This window comes from Pseudomonas sp. TH37 (assembly GCF_016650735.1).
GTDB classification, from domain to species: domain Bacteria; phylum Pseudomonadota; class Gammaproteobacteria; order Pseudomonadales; family Pseudomonadaceae; genus Aquipseudomonas; species Aquipseudomonas farris.
In genome coordinates this window covers 842,026-860,720 of sequence record NZ_JAEKFD010000002.1, presented here as the reverse complement: position 1 = coordinate 860,720, position 18,695 = coordinate 842,026, and the positions used below count along the sequence as shown (strand labels likewise).

Annotated in this window: 11 protein-coding genes; 1 reads left to right on the top strand and 10 read right to left on the bottom strand. The window is 61.3% G+C overall.

The features are described from left to right. Positions 1–14 precede the first annotated feature (14 nt). Both JFU11_RS08905 and gabT read right to left on the bottom strand, forming a co-directional pair. Positions 15–671 (bottom strand): 2-haloalkanoic acid dehalogenase, encoded by a 657-nt coding sequence (locus JFU11_RS08905; RefSeq protein ID WP_123722813.1) that lies wholly within the window; start codon positions 669–671, stop codon positions 15–17. Positions 672–766: 95 nt separating this feature from the next. Continuing rightward, entirely contained in the window at positions 767–2,059 is a 1,293-nt protein-coding gene (gabT, locus tag JFU11_RS08900) for a 4-aminobutyrate--2-oxoglutarate transaminase (RefSeq protein ID WP_201060407.1), read from the bottom strand. Between the two features lie 272 nt (positions 2,060–2,331). Here gabT and JFU11_RS08895 point away from each other — a divergent pair, with 272 nt between their 5' ends. Continuing rightward, entirely contained in the window at positions 2,332–3,258 is a 927-nt protein-coding gene (locus tag JFU11_RS08895) for a glyoxylate/hydroxypyruvate reductase A (RefSeq protein ID WP_201087379.1), read from the top strand. A 231-nt stretch (positions 3,259–3,489) separates the two neighbouring features. Here JFU11_RS08895 and JFU11_RS08890 read toward each other — a convergent pair whose 3' ends face one another. The 8 genes from JFU11_RS08890 to JFU11_RS08855 form a co-directional block, all read right to left on the bottom strand. Next, positions 3,490–3,864, bottom strand: a complete 375-nt coding sequence (locus JFU11_RS08890) for a hypothetical protein (protein WP_201060405.1) — start codon at positions 3,862–3,864, stop codon at positions 3,490–3,492. Between the two features lie 272 nt (positions 3,865–4,136). Continuing rightward, the gene (locus JFU11_RS08885) at positions 4,137–5,990 is read right to left on the bottom strand and encodes a hypothetical protein (RefSeq protein WP_201060404.1); all 1,854 of its coding nucleotides are present in this window, start codon (positions 5,988–5,990) and stop codon (positions 4,137–4,139) included. A gap of 97 nt (positions 5,991–6,087) precedes the next feature. Next, positions 6,088–7,788: a hypothetical protein gene (locus tag JFU11_RS08880; RefSeq protein WP_201060403.1), complete on the bottom strand. Its 1,701-nt coding sequence runs from the start codon at positions 7,786–7,788 to the stop codon at positions 6,088–6,090. A 23-nt stretch (positions 7,789–7,811) separates the two neighbouring features. Then, entirely contained in the window at positions 7,812–10,907 is a 3,096-nt protein-coding gene (locus JFU11_RS08875; protein ID WP_201060402.1) for an autotransporter serine protease, read from the bottom strand. A 199-nt stretch (positions 10,908–11,106) separates the two neighbouring features. Next, positions 11,107–14,064 (bottom strand): autotransporter serine protease, encoded by a 2,958-nt coding sequence (locus tag JFU11_RS08870; protein ID WP_201121275.1) that lies wholly within the window; start codon positions 14,062–14,064, stop codon positions 11,107–11,109. A gap of 108 nt (positions 14,065–14,172) precedes the next feature. After that, a complete protein-coding gene (locus JFU11_RS08865; RefSeq protein WP_201121255.1) occupies positions 14,173–15,552 on the bottom strand; it encodes a TolC family outer membrane protein in 1,380 nt (459 codons plus the stop codon). 2 nt (positions 15,553–15,554) lie between these two features. Further along, the gene (locus JFU11_RS08860) at positions 15,555–16,904 is read right to left on the bottom strand and encodes an HlyD family type I secretion periplasmic adaptor subunit (RefSeq protein WP_007902362.1); all 1,350 of its coding nucleotides are present in this window, start codon (positions 16,902–16,904) and stop codon (positions 15,555–15,557) included. Next, a complete protein-coding gene (locus JFU11_RS08855) occupies positions 16,901–18,688 on the bottom strand; it encodes a type I secretion system permease/ATPase (RefSeq protein ID WP_123722821.1) in 1,788 nt (595 codons plus the stop codon). The genes JFU11_RS08860 and JFU11_RS08855 overlap by 4 nt, the downstream gene beginning before the upstream one ends. Positions 18,689–18,695: the final 7 nt, after the last annotated feature.

The window sequence follows — 18,695 nt, the reverse complement described above, 5'->3', positions numbered from 1 at the left end:
ATCTTCTAGCAAAATCAGCGCCGTAAAGACAGCTGATGCTGAGCCACCAGATCCGCCATGCTGTTGATGCAGTAATCCGCGGCGCACGGCGTCGGGTGTTTGCCCCGGCCGCGACAGATCAGACAGACAGCGCCCGCGCCCTGCTGCCGGGCGGAAGGCCGGGTCACCTGGAGGATGGTTTTGGCGTCAAGCTCATTGGCCGCCAGCCAATCGTGATCCCGCAGGGGATCACTGGCCAGTGAAATAAAATCCTCGGGCATGATCCCCAGGCGCTCGCACAATAGGCCGCGATCCTCGGCATCGCGATCGCCGTGCACCAGCAGCCGATAGAACTTGCGCAGGTACAGCATCGCGCCGGGTGCGTCTTCGAACAACGACCAACCCGCCACCGAGCGGGCAAAGCTCATGCCCTCCTCCCAACTGGCCTTCAGCCCCCAGCGCTCGGCCAACTGACGGTGGGCGAAACACAGCAAGCCGCTGAAACCCAGTTCGCCGAAGCGCGGGTACAGCGCATGCACCACCTCGCTGAATTCGGCCAGCACCTGTGTTTTGTCCGGGTGACCGCCACGGCTGTCGAGCAGCGGCTGCAACGCCGTCCAGACCCCGGAATCGCGATCCACCAGGACCTCATCGCAATCGATCAACAACGCTCGATAATCAGTCAGCCCCATGGTGTGTAAAGCCTCCGATGATGCATTCCATCAATCCATGCTCCATAAATGCTCACGGGCGATGCCATGTGGCACCGCCCCGAGCAGGCGTGAGCTCAGTTCAAGACTCGTGCCAGCGCCGCGTCGAGAATCTGCAGCGCTTCGTCGACCTGCGCTTCGGTGGTCACCAGCGGCGCGAGGAAGCGCAGCACGTTGCGGTACACGCCGCACTTGATCACCAGCAGGCCACCGGCCCGGGCTTCGTCGATCAGCCGTTGATTCAGCTCGGCATCGGGGGTGCGCGCGTCGTCATCCTTGATCAGCTCGATCGCCAGCATGAAGCCGCTGCCCCGCACGTCGCCGATGCGCGGGTAACGAGCCTGCAAGCGCAACAAGCCCTGACGCAGACGTTCGCCCAAAGCATCACCGCGCGCCAGCAACTGCTCTTGCTCATAAGCCTCGATCACCGCCAGCGCCGCCGCGCACGACAGCGCGTTACCGCCGTAAGTGCCACCGAGGCCGCCGGGTAACGGCGCGTCCATGATCTCGGCCTTGCCGACCACACCGGACAGCGGCAAACCACCGGCCAGGCTTTTGGCGACAGAGACCAAGTCCGGCTGAATGCCGGCGTGCTGGAAGCCGAACCATTTGCCGGTGCGACCGAAACCGGTCTGGATTTCATCAAGGATCAGCACGATGCCGTGTTTTTCAGTCAAGGCACGCAGGGCCTGGAGAAACTCCGTCGGTGCCGAGAGGAAACCGCCATCGCCCTGCACCGGTTCGATAATGATCGCCGCGACCCGCTCGGGCGCCACTTGAGTGGCCAACAATTCATCCAGCGCCTTGAGCGCCATGTCGCTGGTCACGCCGCGATAGGCATTCGGATACGGGGTGTGGAAGACCTCCGGCGCGAACGGCCCGAAGTTCTGCTTATAGGGCTGGCTCATGCCGGTCAGCGTGGTGCCGAGCAAGGTCCGGCCGTGGAACCCGCCGCGAAAGGCGATCACCGCCGAGCGGTTGGTGTGGGCGCGGGCAATCTTCACCGCGTTTTCCACGGCTTCGGCGCCGGAGGTGAAGAACGCGGCTTTATAGGATTCCTGGCCGCCGATCATTTCGCACAGGCGCTGAGCCAGGTCGAGATAAGGCTTGTAGGCCACCACCTGGAAACAGGCGTGGGAGATTTTTTGCAGCTGCGCCTGCACCGCCGCGACCACCTTCGGGTGATTGTGACCGATGTTCAGCACACCGATACCGCCGACAAAGTCCAGGTAGCGCTTGCCGTCCACGTCCCACAATTCTGAGCCTTGGGCCCGATCGATCACCAACGGATGTGCGGTAACCAGGCCACGTGGCACGAATTGATCGCGCTGACGGAGCAAATGAGGGGTTTCGTCGACTTTGCTATTCATGGCATTTCCCATCGTGAGTCCGGCAACCGGGAAGTGGTTGCGATGGTGTTCAGGTTAAGGCTTGCGCGAAACGAACTACGCCGAACTTGCCCCCTGAGAAATTCGGATCGACTGTTTTCACCCCGCCAAACGGCAGATTCCTTTAGCCGGCCGAATCTGCCGGTGCATGGCCGATACAACGTTACTCAACGCGTTAAACCCGCTGCTTTCGACAGATCCTGCGCTGGCGTTGCGCGATGATGGGCACCATCTTCACCTATCAGGAAATGCCCATGGCCCTGCTGTATAAAGCTGACCCTGTGCGCGGCGAACAGTGGAAAGCGCTGTTCGCCGAACACGCCCCGGATATCGAATGGCGCGCGTGGCCGGACATCGGCGACCCGAAGGACATTCAGTACCTGGCCGCGTGGCAGGCACCCGACGATCTCGAGGTTGTACTGCCCAATCTGCAAGTGCTGTTTGCCTTGTCCGCCGGCGTCGATCAACTCGACCTCAATCGCCTGCCGACGAGCTTGCCGGTGGTGCGCCTGCTGGATCCCGGCATCACCCGTGGCATGTGCGAATACGCCACTTTTGCCGTGCTCAGCCTGCACCGGGACATGCTGCGCTATCGCCAGCAACAATTGGCCCGCTGCTGGCAAGCGCACTTGCTGCAACCGGCGGCCAGGCGTCGGGTCGGTGTCATGGGGCTTGGCGCTCAGGCGCAGCAGATTCTGGCGACCTTGCAACCGCTGGGCTTTGCCTTATCAGGCTGGGCGCGCAGTGCCCATCAAATTCCGGGGATCGATTGCTATGCCGGCAACCAGCAACTGCGGGCGTTCCTCAGCCAGTGCGACATTCTCTTGTGTGTATTGCCGCTGACCGAACAGACCGAGGGCATTCTTGATCGCAGGCTGTTTGAGCAACTGCCCCGTGGCGCGGCGCTGATCAACATGGGCCGTGGCGGGCATCTGGTGGAAAGTGATTTGCTTGAGGCATTGGACAGCGGGCATTTGAGCGGCGCGGTCCTTGATGTGCTGCAGCAGGAACCGGCACCGGTAGATCATCCGTTCTGGCACCACCCGCAGATTCTGCTGACACCGCACATCGCGGCGATGACTCAGCCAGAAAGCGCCTTTGGGGTGTTGCTGGAGAACATTCGCCGGCATCAACGGGGGGATCCGATGCTCGGTCAGATCGATCGTGCGCAGGGTTATTGATCGCCTAATGCCGGTTAGTTAAGCCACGACGCACTCTTTGTAGCAGCTGTCGAGCCTGCGAGGCTGCGTTCGGCTGCGCAGCAGTCGTCAAACCCGAACTTGCGGTGTATCAGGCAAATCGCATCAGCCGGATTTACGACTGCTGCGCAGCCGAACGCAGCCTTCGGCAGCTGCTACAGATCGCATTACGGCTTAACTAACCGGCATTATGCTCAGGGTCACCCGTTATGCTCAGTGAGTTCCCAGAATATTGTTATCGCAGGAGAAGGATTGCCCTCCTTTGAGCATCAGTCGTTCCTGCATCCGCTGGCAACGCTCCCGTTCCTGCTGCATCGAACGATCGATGCTGATATTGCCGGTCTTCTCCGGTAGTTTGCCGTCGCCCAGGCGCACTGTCACCCAAGGCTGTTCCGGTTGGACCTGAAAGCGGCTTTTCTCTTCGACGGGCGTGGCGGGTTTGGTGGTTTCGATCGCGGCCGGTTTTGGCAGTTGATCGGAGGTGACCCCGTAACGGGTCAGAATCGAGCTCTGAGGCAGTTCTGCGGCGGCGGTTGCCGATAACAAGGCCAGCGCCAAACCGACGGTGTACCTCTTGCTGTTACTCACGTTGCAAAATCTCCTGTACTCAATGGCGGCATGCAGCACCGGCGTCATAGGGATAACGCGTGGATGGGCTGATGGTTTAGTGCCAGTTCCTGTTGGTGCAGGTATTGGAGTCCGGGAGTGAATGGTGAGTCACTGAATTACCGCGTTATCGTTCATCGCGGGCAAGCCCGCTCCCACAGGGATTTGATGCGGACACAGATTTTGTGAACATCACCAACCACTGTGGGGGCGGGCTTGCCCGCGATAGGGCCCTGACAGGCGCCCCGCTAAACTCAGGCGATCACAATTCCCCCACTGGCCAAACTGTCCAGCCCGACACCCACCAGGGTCACCGAATCGCTGCCAAACGTCAGCAGCGTATCCTGCCCCACCGCCGTGGCATGGGCGCGGAAGTCGTCGTTCGGCGCAACCCCCTGAACCCCGAAAAAAACCAGTTTGTCGTTGGCTTGATAACCCACCACACGGTCCTGGCCAAACGCACCGCTGAACAGGAACGTGTCGACCCCGCCGCCCGACTCCATCAGGTCATTACCCGCCCCGCCGACAAACACGTCGTTGCCAATACTGCCAATCAAATGGTCGTTGCCATCGAGACCAAACAACCAGTCGCCCGTTGCGTGAGCGTTGAGGGTGTCGGCGCCGGTCGTGCCCTTCACGCTTGAAGCGTACTGAGTCAGGTTGCTACCGACCGCAAGACCATTGGCTGTGACGCTGTGGGTCACGTCATCCTTGAACACACCCCAGAGAAAACCTGGCTCCTTGGTAACGATGCTGCCGATGTCGCGAGTAATGCTGATGCTGCCATTGGCGTCGCGTACGTACAGGTTGCCGGCACCGTCATTGGCAAAGACGAAGTTCTTCACCGACTGCTGCAGGTCCAGCACGTTGCTGCCCTTGCCGCCCAACAGAATGTTGTAGCCACCGCCATCGCGGAAGGTGTCGTTACCGTCGCGCCCTTCCAGGTAGTCGTTGCCCTTGCCGCCCTGGATCAGGTCATTACCGTCGCTGCCGATGATGAAGGTGCTGCCTTTGTGGGTTTCGGCGTTGCGGTTCAAGTCCTGGACCCACGTGTTGCTGCGCGCCGGGTCCGAGAGGTTGGCGACGATGATGGTCGAATCTTTGCTGGTCAGGTCGTAGAACTGCGACTCCAGCACCCGGGTCATGCCGTCGCCGTAACCGGTGGGCAAGTGTGAAATCCAGGTGGGGATGTTGAGGATGGAATACGGCAGCACGTTCCACGCCGTCGAGGCGTAGTGGTCGTTGAAGCTGACGATGTTATCGGTCGTCGAATCCTTGGCGGCATCGTGCACGCCAACCGAGGACAGGTTGAATGACGAGCCATCAAGGGCGCGGAATACCGGGTCGTTTTCATAACCGATGTTCAGCACTTTGTCGCTGCTGCTTTGCGTCGGCGAGGCGTAGGCGATGTAGTTGGAGTCCTGGTAGAACCCGGACCATTTTTCGCTGCTCAAGTCCGCCAGGCTATTGACCGCCAGGCCACCGAGGCTGTGGCCGCTGACCAGCACGTCCTTGCCCGACAGCCCATTGGCCTGGGCAAATGCCGCAACGTCACTGAGCAGATTGCCGAAGGCTTCGCCCACATAGTTTTTCGCATAATCCTTGGGACCCAAGGCCGCAAGCAAATCGTTGATCACGTCACCGATGGAGTCGCCGATCTGGATTTCTCGCGGGCCGCTGGTGCCGCGAAAAGCGATGCCGATTTCGGTGAGATGTCCCTGGGCGTCGTACTTGCCGAGGATCTCCACTTGAGCGCTGGTGTAACCGGCCTTCTCGCCGAAGAAGGTTCCGCGAGCGTCGGTCTTGCCGTCATAGCCCAGTTGCGCGGCGGTGATCGGCGTCCAGCCGGCTTTTTGCACAGCTTCGAGAGCAGCCTTCTCCGAATCGGGGTTCCAGGGAATGCCGGGAATGACGCCTTGAGAATCGGTGCCGCCAATCAGTGCGGTGACCAGGGTTGCCGGCAAGCCCAGGCCGAAGCCGTTTTGCTGATAACCGGTGGCGAAACCGTTGTCGAGGTTGTGATAGGAATACAGCGTGATCGCCATGGCGTCGCTGAACAACGCCTTGGAGTCTGCTGTGCCGAAGTTTTTGTAGTCATACACACCCATTGGTATTGCCTCTCTCTTTGTTGGAATTGTCAGAGATAGCTCACAGCCAGGACGCCTCAATCACGAGACGCCCCGGAGCCTCTAGTGCATGCAGCTTTTACGCAAACGTAATTCCCGAAGCCGAGAGATTATCCAGACCCACGCCCACCAGCGTTACGGCGTAATCGCCAATCTTGAGCACAGTGTCGTTGCCGGCCTGGGTCGCGTGCTGCGCGTAGTCATAGCCCTGCCCCGCGCCCTGGACGCCCATGAACACCAGTTTGTCGCTGCCCTGGTAGCCATTGATCGCGTCGAAGCCGAAGGCGCCGCTGAACAGGAAAGTGTTGTTGCCGCTCCCCGAGGCATGCATCACGTCATTGCCCGCGCCACCGACGAAGGTCACGTGGCTTTTGTCGCTGCGCAGCAGATCGTCGCCGGCGTTGCCGAACAGCCAGTCACCGTCGACACTGGCCACCAGCGTGTTGCCATAGCCATCGCCGTTGAGCGAGTGGTTGTAGTGGGTCAGTTCACTGCCATTGAGCAAGCCATTGGCGGTGACGTTGTAGGTGATGTCCTTGCTGCCCCACCACGACCCCGATTCCTTGCTCACCAGCGCGCCGATATCACGGGTCATGCTGATGCCGCCGTAGGCGTCGCGCACATACAGCGTGCCGTCGCCGTCATTGGTAAAGCTGAAGTTCTGCAACGGCTTCTGCAGCTCGAAGGTGTTGCTGCCCTTGCCACCCAGCAGCAGGTTGTAGCCTCCGTCATCGCGGAACCGGTCATTACCGTCACGGCCTTCGATGAAGTCATTGCCCGCGCCGCCCTTGAGCAAGTCATTGCTGTCGGTGCCGATGATGAACGTGCTGCCGGTATGCGGCTCGCCGCTGCGGCCAAGGTCCTCGATCCAGGTGCTGCCTCGGGACGATTCCGACAGGTTGGACACGATCAGCGTCGAGTCCTTGTCGGTAAGGTCGTAGAAGCGCGAGTCGATCACCCGGTTCAAGCCGTCGTCATAGCCCAACGAACCGTGGGCCGACCAGTTCAGCGGGTTGAGAATGCTGAATGGCACCAGGTTCTGCGCGGTGGAGGCGTATTGGTCATTGAAGTTGACGATGTTATTGGTCGCCGAATCCTGATGTCCGTCGTGCTTGCCCAGCGAGCCACTGCTGAAGGTGGTGCCGTCGAGCACTCGAAACACCGGATCATTCTCATAGCCGATGTTCAGCACATTGTTGCCGGTGGCGCTTTGGGTCGGCGAGGCGAACGCAACATAGTTGGCGTCCTTGAAGAAACCATCCCAATTGTTCCCGCTCAACTCTGCCAGGCTGTTGACCCCTAACCCGCCAAGGCTATGCCCGCTGACCAATACGTCCTTGGCACTCAAGCCGTGGGCGATGGCAAACGCGGCGACGTCCTTGAGCAAAGTGTCGAAGGCGTTTTTCGCGTAGTTCGTCGCGTAATCCACCGGCCCGACCGCGGCCAGCAGATTGTTTTTCATGTCGCCGAAAGTGTCGCTGTAGCCCAGGCCACCGGTGCCACGGAAGGCGATACCGATACCGATCAGCTTCCCTGCCCCGTCGTATTTACCGAGCACTTCGGCTTCGGCGCTGGTGAAGCCGTCCTTCTCGCCATAGAAGGTGCCTTGGGCCCCGACCTTGCCCTGATAGCCCAACGCTGCCGCGCCAATCGGCGCCCAAGCGGTCGCCGGCAGTGGCTGGCCGGTCGGTGTGTACGCGTAGAGCGTTAGCGCGATCGCGTCGGAGTACAGCGCCTTGCCGGCCTCACTGCCGGCATTTTTGTAATCAAACAGTCCCATGTTCTTGCTTCCTTAGCGTCAAATCAGAACTGCCAGTCCAGGGTCAGGCCCACACCGTGGTCTTTTTCCCGGGAGCCGAGCAGCCCGTTGTAATCCAGGTTCAAACGGGTATCACGGCCCAGCGCCAATCCGGCACGGGCACCGACCACTGCGGCATCGCGGTCCATGGACACGCTTTGCACGCTGAACGCGGTGTTGCCGTTGACGAAGGCCAGGTGGTCTTCAGAACGGGTGTTGCTCAGGTTGTGCTGCCAGCCGAGCGTGCCGGACAGTTCCAGCTGTTGCTGGTCGGACAACGCAATGGCTTTGCTCGCCCGCAAGCCAAGGGTCGAAAGCACCACGTCGCGGTTGTTTTCACCGCCCTTGAGTGCAGCGGCGTCACCTTTTTCGCTGAAGCTTTCAGTGTTCAAGTGCACGTAAGCCAAGTTAACGAATGGCTCCAGAGCGATCGGTTGCAGGTCCAGGCGATACGCCGCTTCGGTGAACAGTTGCGCGGAGGTCGCATCGCGTTTGGATTTCTGCTTGCCGCTGACACCGTTAAATTGCAGGTCACGTTTGACGTCGATGCGATGCCAGCTGTAAGCACCGCCGACGCTCAGGCGCAGCGCGTCGGTTTCATGGCCCAGGTACGCACCCAAGTGGTAGCTGTCGACCGATGCCGACGAGTGCGTGCCATCGCCCATGCTCAACGAGCTGTCGCTATAACCGGTGACGAAACCCAGTCGCGTATCTTCAGTGATCAAGCCATCGACACCAGCCAGCAGCCCGCCGATGGAGCTATTGGAACTGGCGTTGTCATGCCCGCCATCGCTCTTGCCCCAGGCACCGAGTACTTTGAGCCAGGCGTTGCTGCGGTCATCGGTGGGTGCCCCGGCGTCGAACAGATCGTGCTCACGCAGACGCTCGCCGACTGCATCGCGCAGGTAACGGCTGTCGTTGATCAGCAGCGTGCCGATTGCCGGATGAATTTCCCCGGAGAGTTGCTGGAATGCTTGTTGCGCGACAGCGGCGGTCGGCGACAGCAGCAGGGTTTCGTAGAGCGGATTGCCTGCGCCCAATTGCTCGGCGGCAGCGGCCACGGCGCGTTGGTTCGGGGTCTGGCCCACGCTGGTGAAGGATGTTGCGTTACGCACCACTGCCAGCTGAATGCCGCTAGCCGAATAGTCGAGGGTGCCGCCGAGGAACAGGTAGTCCGGCACCACCGCACCGAAGCGCCCTTCGATTCCGCCGGCCGCTTGCAGAATGTTGTACTGATTGCCGAGCAGGGATTTCGCTTCGCTGGTGGTCAGCAATGTCGGGCTGTTTTCCAGGGACAGGCTGACGGTTGCGCCCTCGATGATCGCCTTGCCGCCAGCGATGATCTGGTCGCTGCTGGTGGGCGACAGTTCTACGGCGTAGGTCGAGCCAGGCTCAAAAGTCACGTCGCCCGCCACCTGCAAGGTGCCGATGGAATTGCCGGGCGCCACGGTACCGCCGCTTTTCGCGGTCAGCGCCGCGATGCTGCCATTACCGCCGAGGATGCCGCTGTCATTGACGGTGACGGCCGACAGCAGCGAACCATTGATCGCCAATCGGCCCTGGTTGACCAGGGTCGGGCCGGCGTAGGTGTTGGCGCCGGTCAGCACCAACGTGCCGATGCCCTGCTTGGTCAGGCCGCCATGGCCGGAAATGTCGTTGCGCCAGACGTCGAGCCCACAGTGCACGTCATTGCACACACGTTCGGTGGGTTTGCCGGCATCGATGATCGCGCCGATACCTGGCAAGTCCGCGACAAACTGGCTGGAGCCGTAGGCGCCTTCGATGCGGAATTCCTCGGGAATGTCCTGCTCGGTCACGAACATCGCCGGGCCATCGATGCCTTTGCGCAGGTTGATCATGCCCCAGCCGTACAGCGAGTCGACGCCGGGTGCGCCGAGGTCGGTGGCAGTGGTGCGCAGCACACTGGCGACTTGCGCGCCGGTCATGTACGGGAAGCGCTCCATCAACACCGCCACCGAGCCTGCAACGTGCGGCGCCGCCATGGAGGTGCCGTTGTAATTGGCGTAGCCGGTGGTCAGGTCATCGGCATTGGTGCCGCTGATAATCGAACTGTAGATCCGGCTGCCCGGTGCCGACACGCAGAAGCTCGCGGTGTAGCCGCAACGCGACGAGAAGGTGCTGATGTTGTAAGGGTCGGGGCTGCTGGTGTCCGGGTTATTCTGCAACGCGGCGACGGTCATCCAGTTCGGCGCGATCTCCGGGACGAAGTAACCGAGACCGGCGATAGCGTCCGGATTGTTGAGGTTGTAGTCGTTGCCGGCGGCGAAGATCGTCACGATGCCACTGCGGGCCGCGGCGATGGCGCCGTCGTAGGCACCGCCGGGTTTGGTCCCCAGCAGGGCCTGGATCTCGTTGAACTGCAGTTGTGCGTCCTGCACGGTGAAGTGCGGATACGCCGGGTCCCGACCACCCAAGTCGAAGCGGTCGGTAATGCCGATGCCCCAGCTGTTGTTGATGATCCGCGCGCCGCTGGCGATCAGGGCATCCCAACCGGCCTTGTACACCGCGCCGTCGTTGCCGCGAATGATGCCGTCTTCCGGGCCCGGGTCGCCGTTGTCGGCGCTGATGATTTGCGCACCAAAGGCGACGCCGTGCATCGGCCCGCCATCGCGACTGCCTGCGGCGATCCCGCCAACGTGAGTGCCGTGTGCACCGAGTTTGCCGTTGGAGCCCACCGAGGGCGAACCGTCATAGAGAAAGGCGTCCCCGGCTTTGACCGGAATGTATGGGTCGGTGTATTCGCGGATGCCACTGGTGACCAGCGTGATCACTTTATTGGCACCGGAAAACTCCGGGTGCAAGGCGTAAACCGGTTGGTCGAAAATCCCCAGTTTCACCCCTTTGCCGGTGTAACCGGCGGCATAGGCCTCCTGAGCATTGATCGCCCCCAGGCCCCAGTCGGCGTTGAACTCCGTGCTGCGCCAGCTATCGGGATCGCCCGTTCTGCCGTTTTCCACGTAGGGCGCCGCGTGTGCGGTGCCCAGGGTGGCCAATGCGCAGAGCAAGGCGCGATTGAGCGTTTTTAAAGTAGTAAACGTGCTGCCCGACCGAGCGGGCGAATTGTTGTTTTCAGCTCTCATCCAGCGACCATCCTTAGTTATGTTGCCAAAATCCTTGTGCCTCAAGGCCAGCCCAATCCTGCCAGTCAAGGCGCGGAACCTGTGGGAGCGGGCTTGCCCGCGAAGGCGGTGTGCCAGGCAACATTAATGTCGACTGACACTTCCTCATCGCGGGCAAGCCCGCTCCCACAGGGATTGCACCAAGCCCCCCTCGCCTGCGTTAAAACTGCCAATTGAGACTCAGCCCGACGCCGTGGCTTTTCTCGCGGCTGGCCAGTTGGCCGGTGTAATCGAGGTTCAGCCGAACATCCCGGCTCAAGGCCAGGCTGGCATGGGCACCCACCAGCGCCGCATCGCGAACCAGCGGCGAGCTTTCCACCACGAACGGAGTGCCACCGCTGGCAAACGCCAGGTGTTCCTCGGAATCGGTGTTGCTCAGGTTGTGCTGCCAGCCGAGGCTGCCGCTCAGGTCCAGCAGTTGCTGGCCGGACAGCGTTACTGTTTTCAGTGCGCGTACGCCCAGGGTGCTGAGTACCGCGTCACGCCGGTCTCCACTGCTTTTGAGCGCCGCGGCGCCACCTTTTTCGGTGAAGCCCTCAGTGTCTAGGTGCACGTAAGCCAGATTGGCGAACGGTTCCAAAGCCAGTGCTTGCAGGTTCAGGCGATACGCTGCCTCGCCGAATACTTGGGTAGTCCCGGCATCGACCTTGGCTTTCTGTTTGGCGCTGACGTCACCGTATTGCAGGTCACGTTTGATGTCGGCCCGATGCCAGCTGTAGGCACCACCGGCACTCAGACGCCAGGCGCCCATTTCGTGGCCGACATAGGCACCCAGGTGATAACTGTCGACCTGCGCTGATGAGTGAGTTCCAGAGCCCATGCTGACCGAACTGTCGCTATAACCGGCGACCAGGCCCACACGGGTTTGGTCATCCACCGCGCCATCGACACCGGCCAGCAAACCGCCAATTGAGGTGGTGTAGCCGGCGGTATCGTGGCTGTCATCGGTCTTGCCCCAAGCGCCCAATGCCTTGATCCAGCCATTGCTTTGGGAACCATTGGCTTCATTGAGACGCTCACCCACTGCGTCGCGCAGATAACGGCTGTCGTTGATCAGCACCGAGCCCAGCGCCGGGTAAATTTCCCCCGACAACTGCTGGAAGGCTTGTTGCGCCGAACTCGCGGTCGGTGACAGCAGCAGGCTTTCGTACACCGCGTTACCCGCTCCAAGCCCTTCCGCTGCGGCCGCGACGGCCCGCTGATTCGGTGTTTGCCCGACGCTGGCGAAGGTTGTGGCGTTACGCTCCACGCTGAGCTGGATGCCAGTCGCGGCGTAATCGAGGCTGCCGCCGATGAACACGTAGTTCGGCAGCACCGCGCCGAACTGGCCTTGAATCCCGCCCGCCGCTTGCAAGATGTTGTACTGATTGCCCAACAGGCTTTGCACTTGTTGGGTGCTGAGCAAGGTCGGGCTGTTTTCCAGGGACAGGCTCACGGTGGCGCCGCTGATCGTGGCCGTACCGCCCGCAATAATCTGGTCGCTGCTGGTGGGTGACAGTTCGACGGCATAAGTCGAACCCGGCGCAAATATCACATCGCCGCTGACTTGCAACGTGCCGATGGAATTACCGGGCGCCACGGTGCCGCCGGGATTGGCGGTCAACGCAGCGATTCGTCCGTTACCGCCGAGGGTGCCACTGTCATTGACGGTGACCGCCGACGTCAGCGAGCCATTCACTGCCAGCAACCCGCCGTTGACCGTGGTCGGGCCGCGATAAGTGCTGTCGCCGGTCAGCATCAACCGCCCGGCACCGGACTTGATCAGGCTGCCTTCGTAGACTCGGTTGGCGGCGGCGGAATCGCGAGCTGTGCCCACTGCGTAATCGGTCTGATCCTGCTGACTGGCGCCAGCCGGGACACCGTTCTCCCAGCCCTTGTCCTTCAACGTCTGTTGCCAGGCGATGCGTTCGGCGGCGTCTTCGGCCTGACGCTGAATCAGCGCCTTGTCGGTAATGCCGTTGCTCCAGACATCGCTTTGCCCTGCCCCCAGATTGGCGTCGAACGCCCCGAGCAATTGCCCCGGCCCGCGCATCGCCCGCTCAAGGCTGGCCACACCCCAACCGATGCGCGTGCTCGGTGCCTCGGTGACCGAACCGTCGAGCTGCGTTGCGGTGGTCAGCAGCACCTCAAGCGCCTGCTGATTGTTCATGTACGGATAGCGTTCCATCACCAGCGCCAGTGCCCCGGTGGCATGCGGCGCGGCCATGGAAGTGCCGGACTTGATCGCGTAACCGCCGCCGGGAATGGTGCTGTCGATCTTCGCGCCCGGTGTGGTGATGCACCAATACTTGGCGATCCCGCACTGGTTGTATTTCTGCTGATTGCTTTGATCCAGCCCCGACACCGCCAGCCAGTGGCCTTCCAGGTCCGGCTGAAAGTACGGCAAGGCCGAACGCACGCTGGCATTCGGGTAGCCGCTGTTGCCGGCGCTGAACACGTTGATCACGCCGCGCCGCGAAACGTCGGCGGCGGCATCGAGCCAGGTGCCTTTGTTCCAGTGCTGGGCGTAGGCGGCGTGCAGGTCGTCGAGGGTTCGGTAACTGACGTCCGGCGGCTGGCTGCCCCAACTGTTGTTGATCGCGCGTACACCGGCATCCGCCAAGGCGTTATAGACCGCTGTGAAGTAGCGCGGGTCGGGGCTGGGGCCGAACAGGAAACTGTCGTTCTTGTTGGTGTTGCCGACGTAGATTTGCGCGTTGTACGCCACGCCGTGCATGCCGCTGCCATCCCGGGAAGCACCCATGGTGCCGGTGACGTGGGTGCCGTGAGAGTCGTTGTTGGTGTTGAGCGTGCCGTCGACGTTGAATGCTGAGCCGTCGACATAGCTGCCACTGGCGGTCACAGCGTGATAACGATCTGCGGCAAATTCGGGATGGCTGGAATCGAAACCGGAATCCAGCGCGCCGATTTTCACGCCCTTGCCGGTGACGCCGGCGGCATAGGCTTGATCGGCCTGCATGCGCGCCAGTCCCCAATCGCGCTGGAACTCTGCCGAGCGCCAACTGGCGGGGTCACCGAGGGTGCCGGTTTCCAGATAAAGCGCCTGGGCTGGGCCTGGTACTGATGAAATCAGGAGTAATAACGTGCCGACCGACATCGGCTTGATCTGTACTTCCATGTTCATGACTCTCGCTTTTCTTGTTTTTTGTAGGAGCTGCCGCAGGCTGCGATCTTTTAGCGTCAGCAAGACGCCGGAAGATCAAAAGATCGCAGCCTTCGGCAGCTCCTACGGGGATGTGCGATTTTCCTTGTTCGGGCCCTGGCCGAAGGCCTCATCCACCTTGGCCAGGTCCTGCTCGTTCAAGGTGCCGGCGTAGTAGTGCAACTTGGTCCAGGCCATCAAATAGTCATAACGTGCCTGGGCCAGATCCCGGCGGGTGGTGAACAGTTGTTGTTCGGCGTTCAGCGCATCGAGGTTGACCCGTTCGCCGCCCAAAATGCTTTGCTTGGTCGAGACCACCAGCGCTTCGGCCGACACCAATGCCTTCTGATAAGCCCGCAATTTATTGACCCCCGACAAGCAGGCGCTGAACTGACGGCGCAACTGGATCAAGGTTTCCCGGGTCTTGCCGTCCAGGTCGTACTCGGCCTGTTCCATGGTGCGGCTGGCCTGACGGGTCGAGGCCGAGACCCCGCCGCCGGCATACAGCGGCACGTTGACTTCGATGCCGATGGTGTTGGTGTCGTAACGCTGGTTGTAGGTGTTGCCGCTTTCCGATTCGTTCTGGCGCACCGAGGCGTAGGCGCTAACTTTTGGCAGGTGGCCGGCACGGTTGCGTTCGACCTCGTAACGCGCCACTTCCACCGCCTGGCGCTGGGAGGCGAGGTTCGGGTTATTGGCCACCGCCATCTCGTGCCAGGTGTCGTAATTGGCCGGTTGCAGGGTGAAGGTCTGGAAGTTCTGATCCAGCGGCGTCAGGTCGCCAATGTCGATCGCCGGCACGCCAATCAGTGCGCCCAGCTCCCGCAAGGACGCATCCTGTTCATCGCGCGCCTCGATCTCCTCGGCGGTCGCCAGTTCGTAACGTGACTCGGCTTCGAGGATATCGGTGCGCGTGCCCTCCCCTTGGCGGAACATCTGCTCGTTCTGCTGAAACTGCTGCTCGAAGGCTTTTTTCTTGGCCCGCGCGATGTCGATCTGATCCTGAGCGAACAGCGCCTTGGTGTAATTCTCCAGTACGCGAACCAGCAGTTCCTGGCTCTTGCCACGAAAGCTCTCATCGGCGAACAGCGATTGCGCCACGCCTTTGCGATACGCCGCGTAGGCCTCGTAGTCGAGCAGCGGCTGTTGCAGGGTCAAGGTCGAGCCGTAACTGCTGTAGTTGCGGTCCTCGGTGAAGTCTGGTCTTCCCTCATTAATTTGAGTGACCTTGGAGGTGTTACGCCCCTTGTTGTAGTTGTAACCGATCCTGGGCAGCATCCCGGCGCGGCCGATGGCACGGTTCTCAAGGCCTGCATCGCGCTCCTTGATGGCGCCGAGGAACACTGGATCATTGCGTAACGCTTGCTCATAAATGTCGAACGGCCCCATGGCCATCGAGCTGTTGCACGTCAGCAACGCCAGGGTCGCTGCGAGCAGGGAAAGCTTATTCATACAGCCGAACATCCTTATTCCTCGGTCAACGCGGAGCCTGCCCGGTCGAGCAGCGGTTTGAACAAATAGTTGAGGAGTGAACGTTCACCGGTACGCACGAACATTTCTGCCGGCATGCCGGGCTTGATCACCAGACCGTTGAGTTTTTCCATGGCCTGGTCACTGACGCTGCTGCGCAGCACGTAGTACGGCACACCGGTTTTTTCGTCGACCATCTGGTCGGCGGAGATCAGACTGACTTCGCCGGGGACTCGCGGGGTACGGCTCTGGTTGAACGCGGTGAACAGAATGTCCACCGGCAAGTGCGTGCCGACCTTGTCGATCAGGTTGATCGGCAGGTGCCCTTCCACTTCCAGGCGAGTGCCTTGCGGCACGATCTCCAGCAGGGTGTCGCCCTGACGTACCACGGCACCTTCGGTGTGAACCCCAAGATTGACGGCGATGCCATCGGCGGTGGCGATGATTTCGCTGTGTTGCAGGTCGAAGCCGGCGGAGGTCAATTGCTCTTCCAGGGTCACGCTTTTGAGCTGCGCGTCAGCCAGTTGGCTGCGGACTTCCTTCTGGTATTCCTCGCTGTGCTGTTGCAGTTTCAGCCGGGATTCAAGGATGCCCTGTTCCACCCGGCCGCTTTCGCCGGTGTTTTCTGCCAGCTGTTGCTGCACTTGCGACAACTGACGCTGGTAATCCATCAAGCGGTTGCGCGGGATGTAGCCGTTGTCCGCCAAGGGTTGAAGATTGCTCAACTGTTGTTGCAGGGAACTGGCCTGGGCCGTCAGGTCGGTGCGCGCGCGGCGCATGCCGGCCAGTTGCGCGCTGGCGCCTTCAATGTTGGCGCGCAGGGCGGCTTGCTCACGGGAAAAAGCTTCGCGACGACTGCTGAACAATTGCCGTTGGCCTTCGAGCACCAAGGCCAGGCGCGGGTCAGGATCGTTGCTCAGCTCGGCGGGGAAATTCACCTGCTTGAGGTTGTCCCGCTCACTCTGCCAGCGCGCCAGGCTGGCCCACGCCATGCGGTATTGCGCCTGCAGCGATTGCACGTCGGCCGCGACCTGGGTCTGGTCGAGGCGGAACAGCGGCTGGCCCTGCTTCACCACTTGGCCTTCGCGCACCAGAATCTGGCTGACCACACCGCTGCTCATCGATTGCACGGCTTTGCGCTTGCCCGAGACCACCACGGTCCCCTGAACCGGAATCCCTTGATCGAGCGGCGCAAGGCTCGCCCAAGTGAAGAAACTGCCGGCGCCGACAATCGCCAGAATCCAGCCCATGCGGGCGAAGAAGCGCGCGTCGCGCTCAGGACGTTCGGCGATGTAGTCGTGTTCCATCGTCGCTTCGCTGTCGTCGTTCATGCGTGTGCTGCTCATACACCCGAATTCCTTGTCGTGGGCTGATACTGCCGGCTCATGCTGAGTCCGCCCGGTGCTTGCGCAGGTTTTTCACGTTGCTGTTCCTGGGCGCTGGACTGGTTACCGGCAAGCGCCTTGAGCACCTCCTGGCTTGGGCCGAAGGCCTGCAAGCGACCTTCGTTGAGCACCAGCAACTTGTCGGCCTGGGCCAGGGCCGAAGAGCGATGGGTGACCAGAATCACGCTGGTGCCCCGGGCCTTCATGTGCGCGATGGCGCCGGCCAGCGCGGCTTCGCCGACGGTGTCGAGGTTGGAGTTCGGCTCATCCAGCACCACCAGACTCGGGTTGCCGTACAGCGCGCGAGCCAGGGCCACACGTTGCTTCTGGCCACCGGACAAACCGCTGCCGTCCTCGCCAAGCACGGTGTCGTAGCCCTGGGGCATGCGCAGGATCAGTTCATGGACGCCGGCCTGTTGCGCGGCTTCGACGACTTTTTGCGGGTCCGCCTCACGGAATCGGGCGATGTTTTCGGCGATGCTGCCGCTGAACAATTCGATGTCCTGAGGCAGGTAACCGATGTAGGGGCCGAGGTCGTCGCGGTTCCAGCGATGAATGTCCGCGCCGTCGAGGCGTACCGTGCCGCCCAACGTCGTCCAGACGCCGACCAGCACCCGGGCCAGGGTCGATTTACCGGAGCCGGAAGCCCCGAGCACGCCCAGCACTTCCCCGGCACCCAGGTTGAAATTGACCATGTGCAAAGTCGCTGCGCGTTGCCCGGGCGGGCCGGCGCTGACTTGTTCGAACGTGATCTGACCTTTCGGCGCCGGCAGCGCCATGGCCTCGTCAGTCGGCGGGTAGGCTTGCAGCAAGGCGTCGAGACGGCGGTAAGCGAGTTTGGCGCCGCTCCACTGTTTCCATACAGCGATCAACTGATCGATGGGGCTCAGCACCCGGCCCATCAGGATCGAACCTGCGATCATCATCCCGGCGGTCATGTCACCCTGGATCACTAGCAAGGCGCCCAGCCCCAGCACCAGGGATTGCAGGCACAGGCGCAGGGTTTTGCTCAGGGAGCTGATGACCGCGCCGGTGTCGCTGGCCTGATTCTGCAAGCCGAGAAAACGCGAGTGCACCTGAAACCAGCGCTTGCGCAAGACCCCGAGCATGCCCATGGCCTGAATGGTTTCGGCGTTATGCAGGTGACTGGTGGCCAGTTGGCTGGATTTCTGGGAAAACCCTGCGGCTTCGCCCAAGGGCTTTTTGGTCATCGCCTCGTTGAGGCAGGCCAGCCCGATCAGCAGTACCGCGCCTGCGGTGGCCAATACGCCGAGCCAGACGTTGAACAGAAAGATCACGAACAAGTAGACCGGAAACCACGGTGCATCGAAGAAGGCAAACAGCGCCGGGCCGGTGACGAATTGGCGAATATGGGTCAGGTCGCCCAAAGATTGCCCCGCGTTGCCCTCACCCTTGAACAGGTTGCGCTCGAAAGCGGCTTGATAAACCCGCAGGTTGAAACGGCGCTCCAGTTGGCTGCCGATACGAATGACAATGAAGCTACGCACTATTTCCAGCAGACCGATAAAAGCGAAAAACCCGACCACCATCAACGACAACATCGCCAGTGTGGTTTCGTTTTGCGAAGACAGTACCCGGTCATAGACCTGAAGCATATAAATCGACGGGACCAACATCAGCACATTAATCAGTGCGGTGAAACATCCGACGCTGATCAGGATATTTTTATAGTCGCCCAGTGCCTTGAATAACGGTGCGGTGGCCGGGCTCTTCGCCTTCTTCATTGGTTTT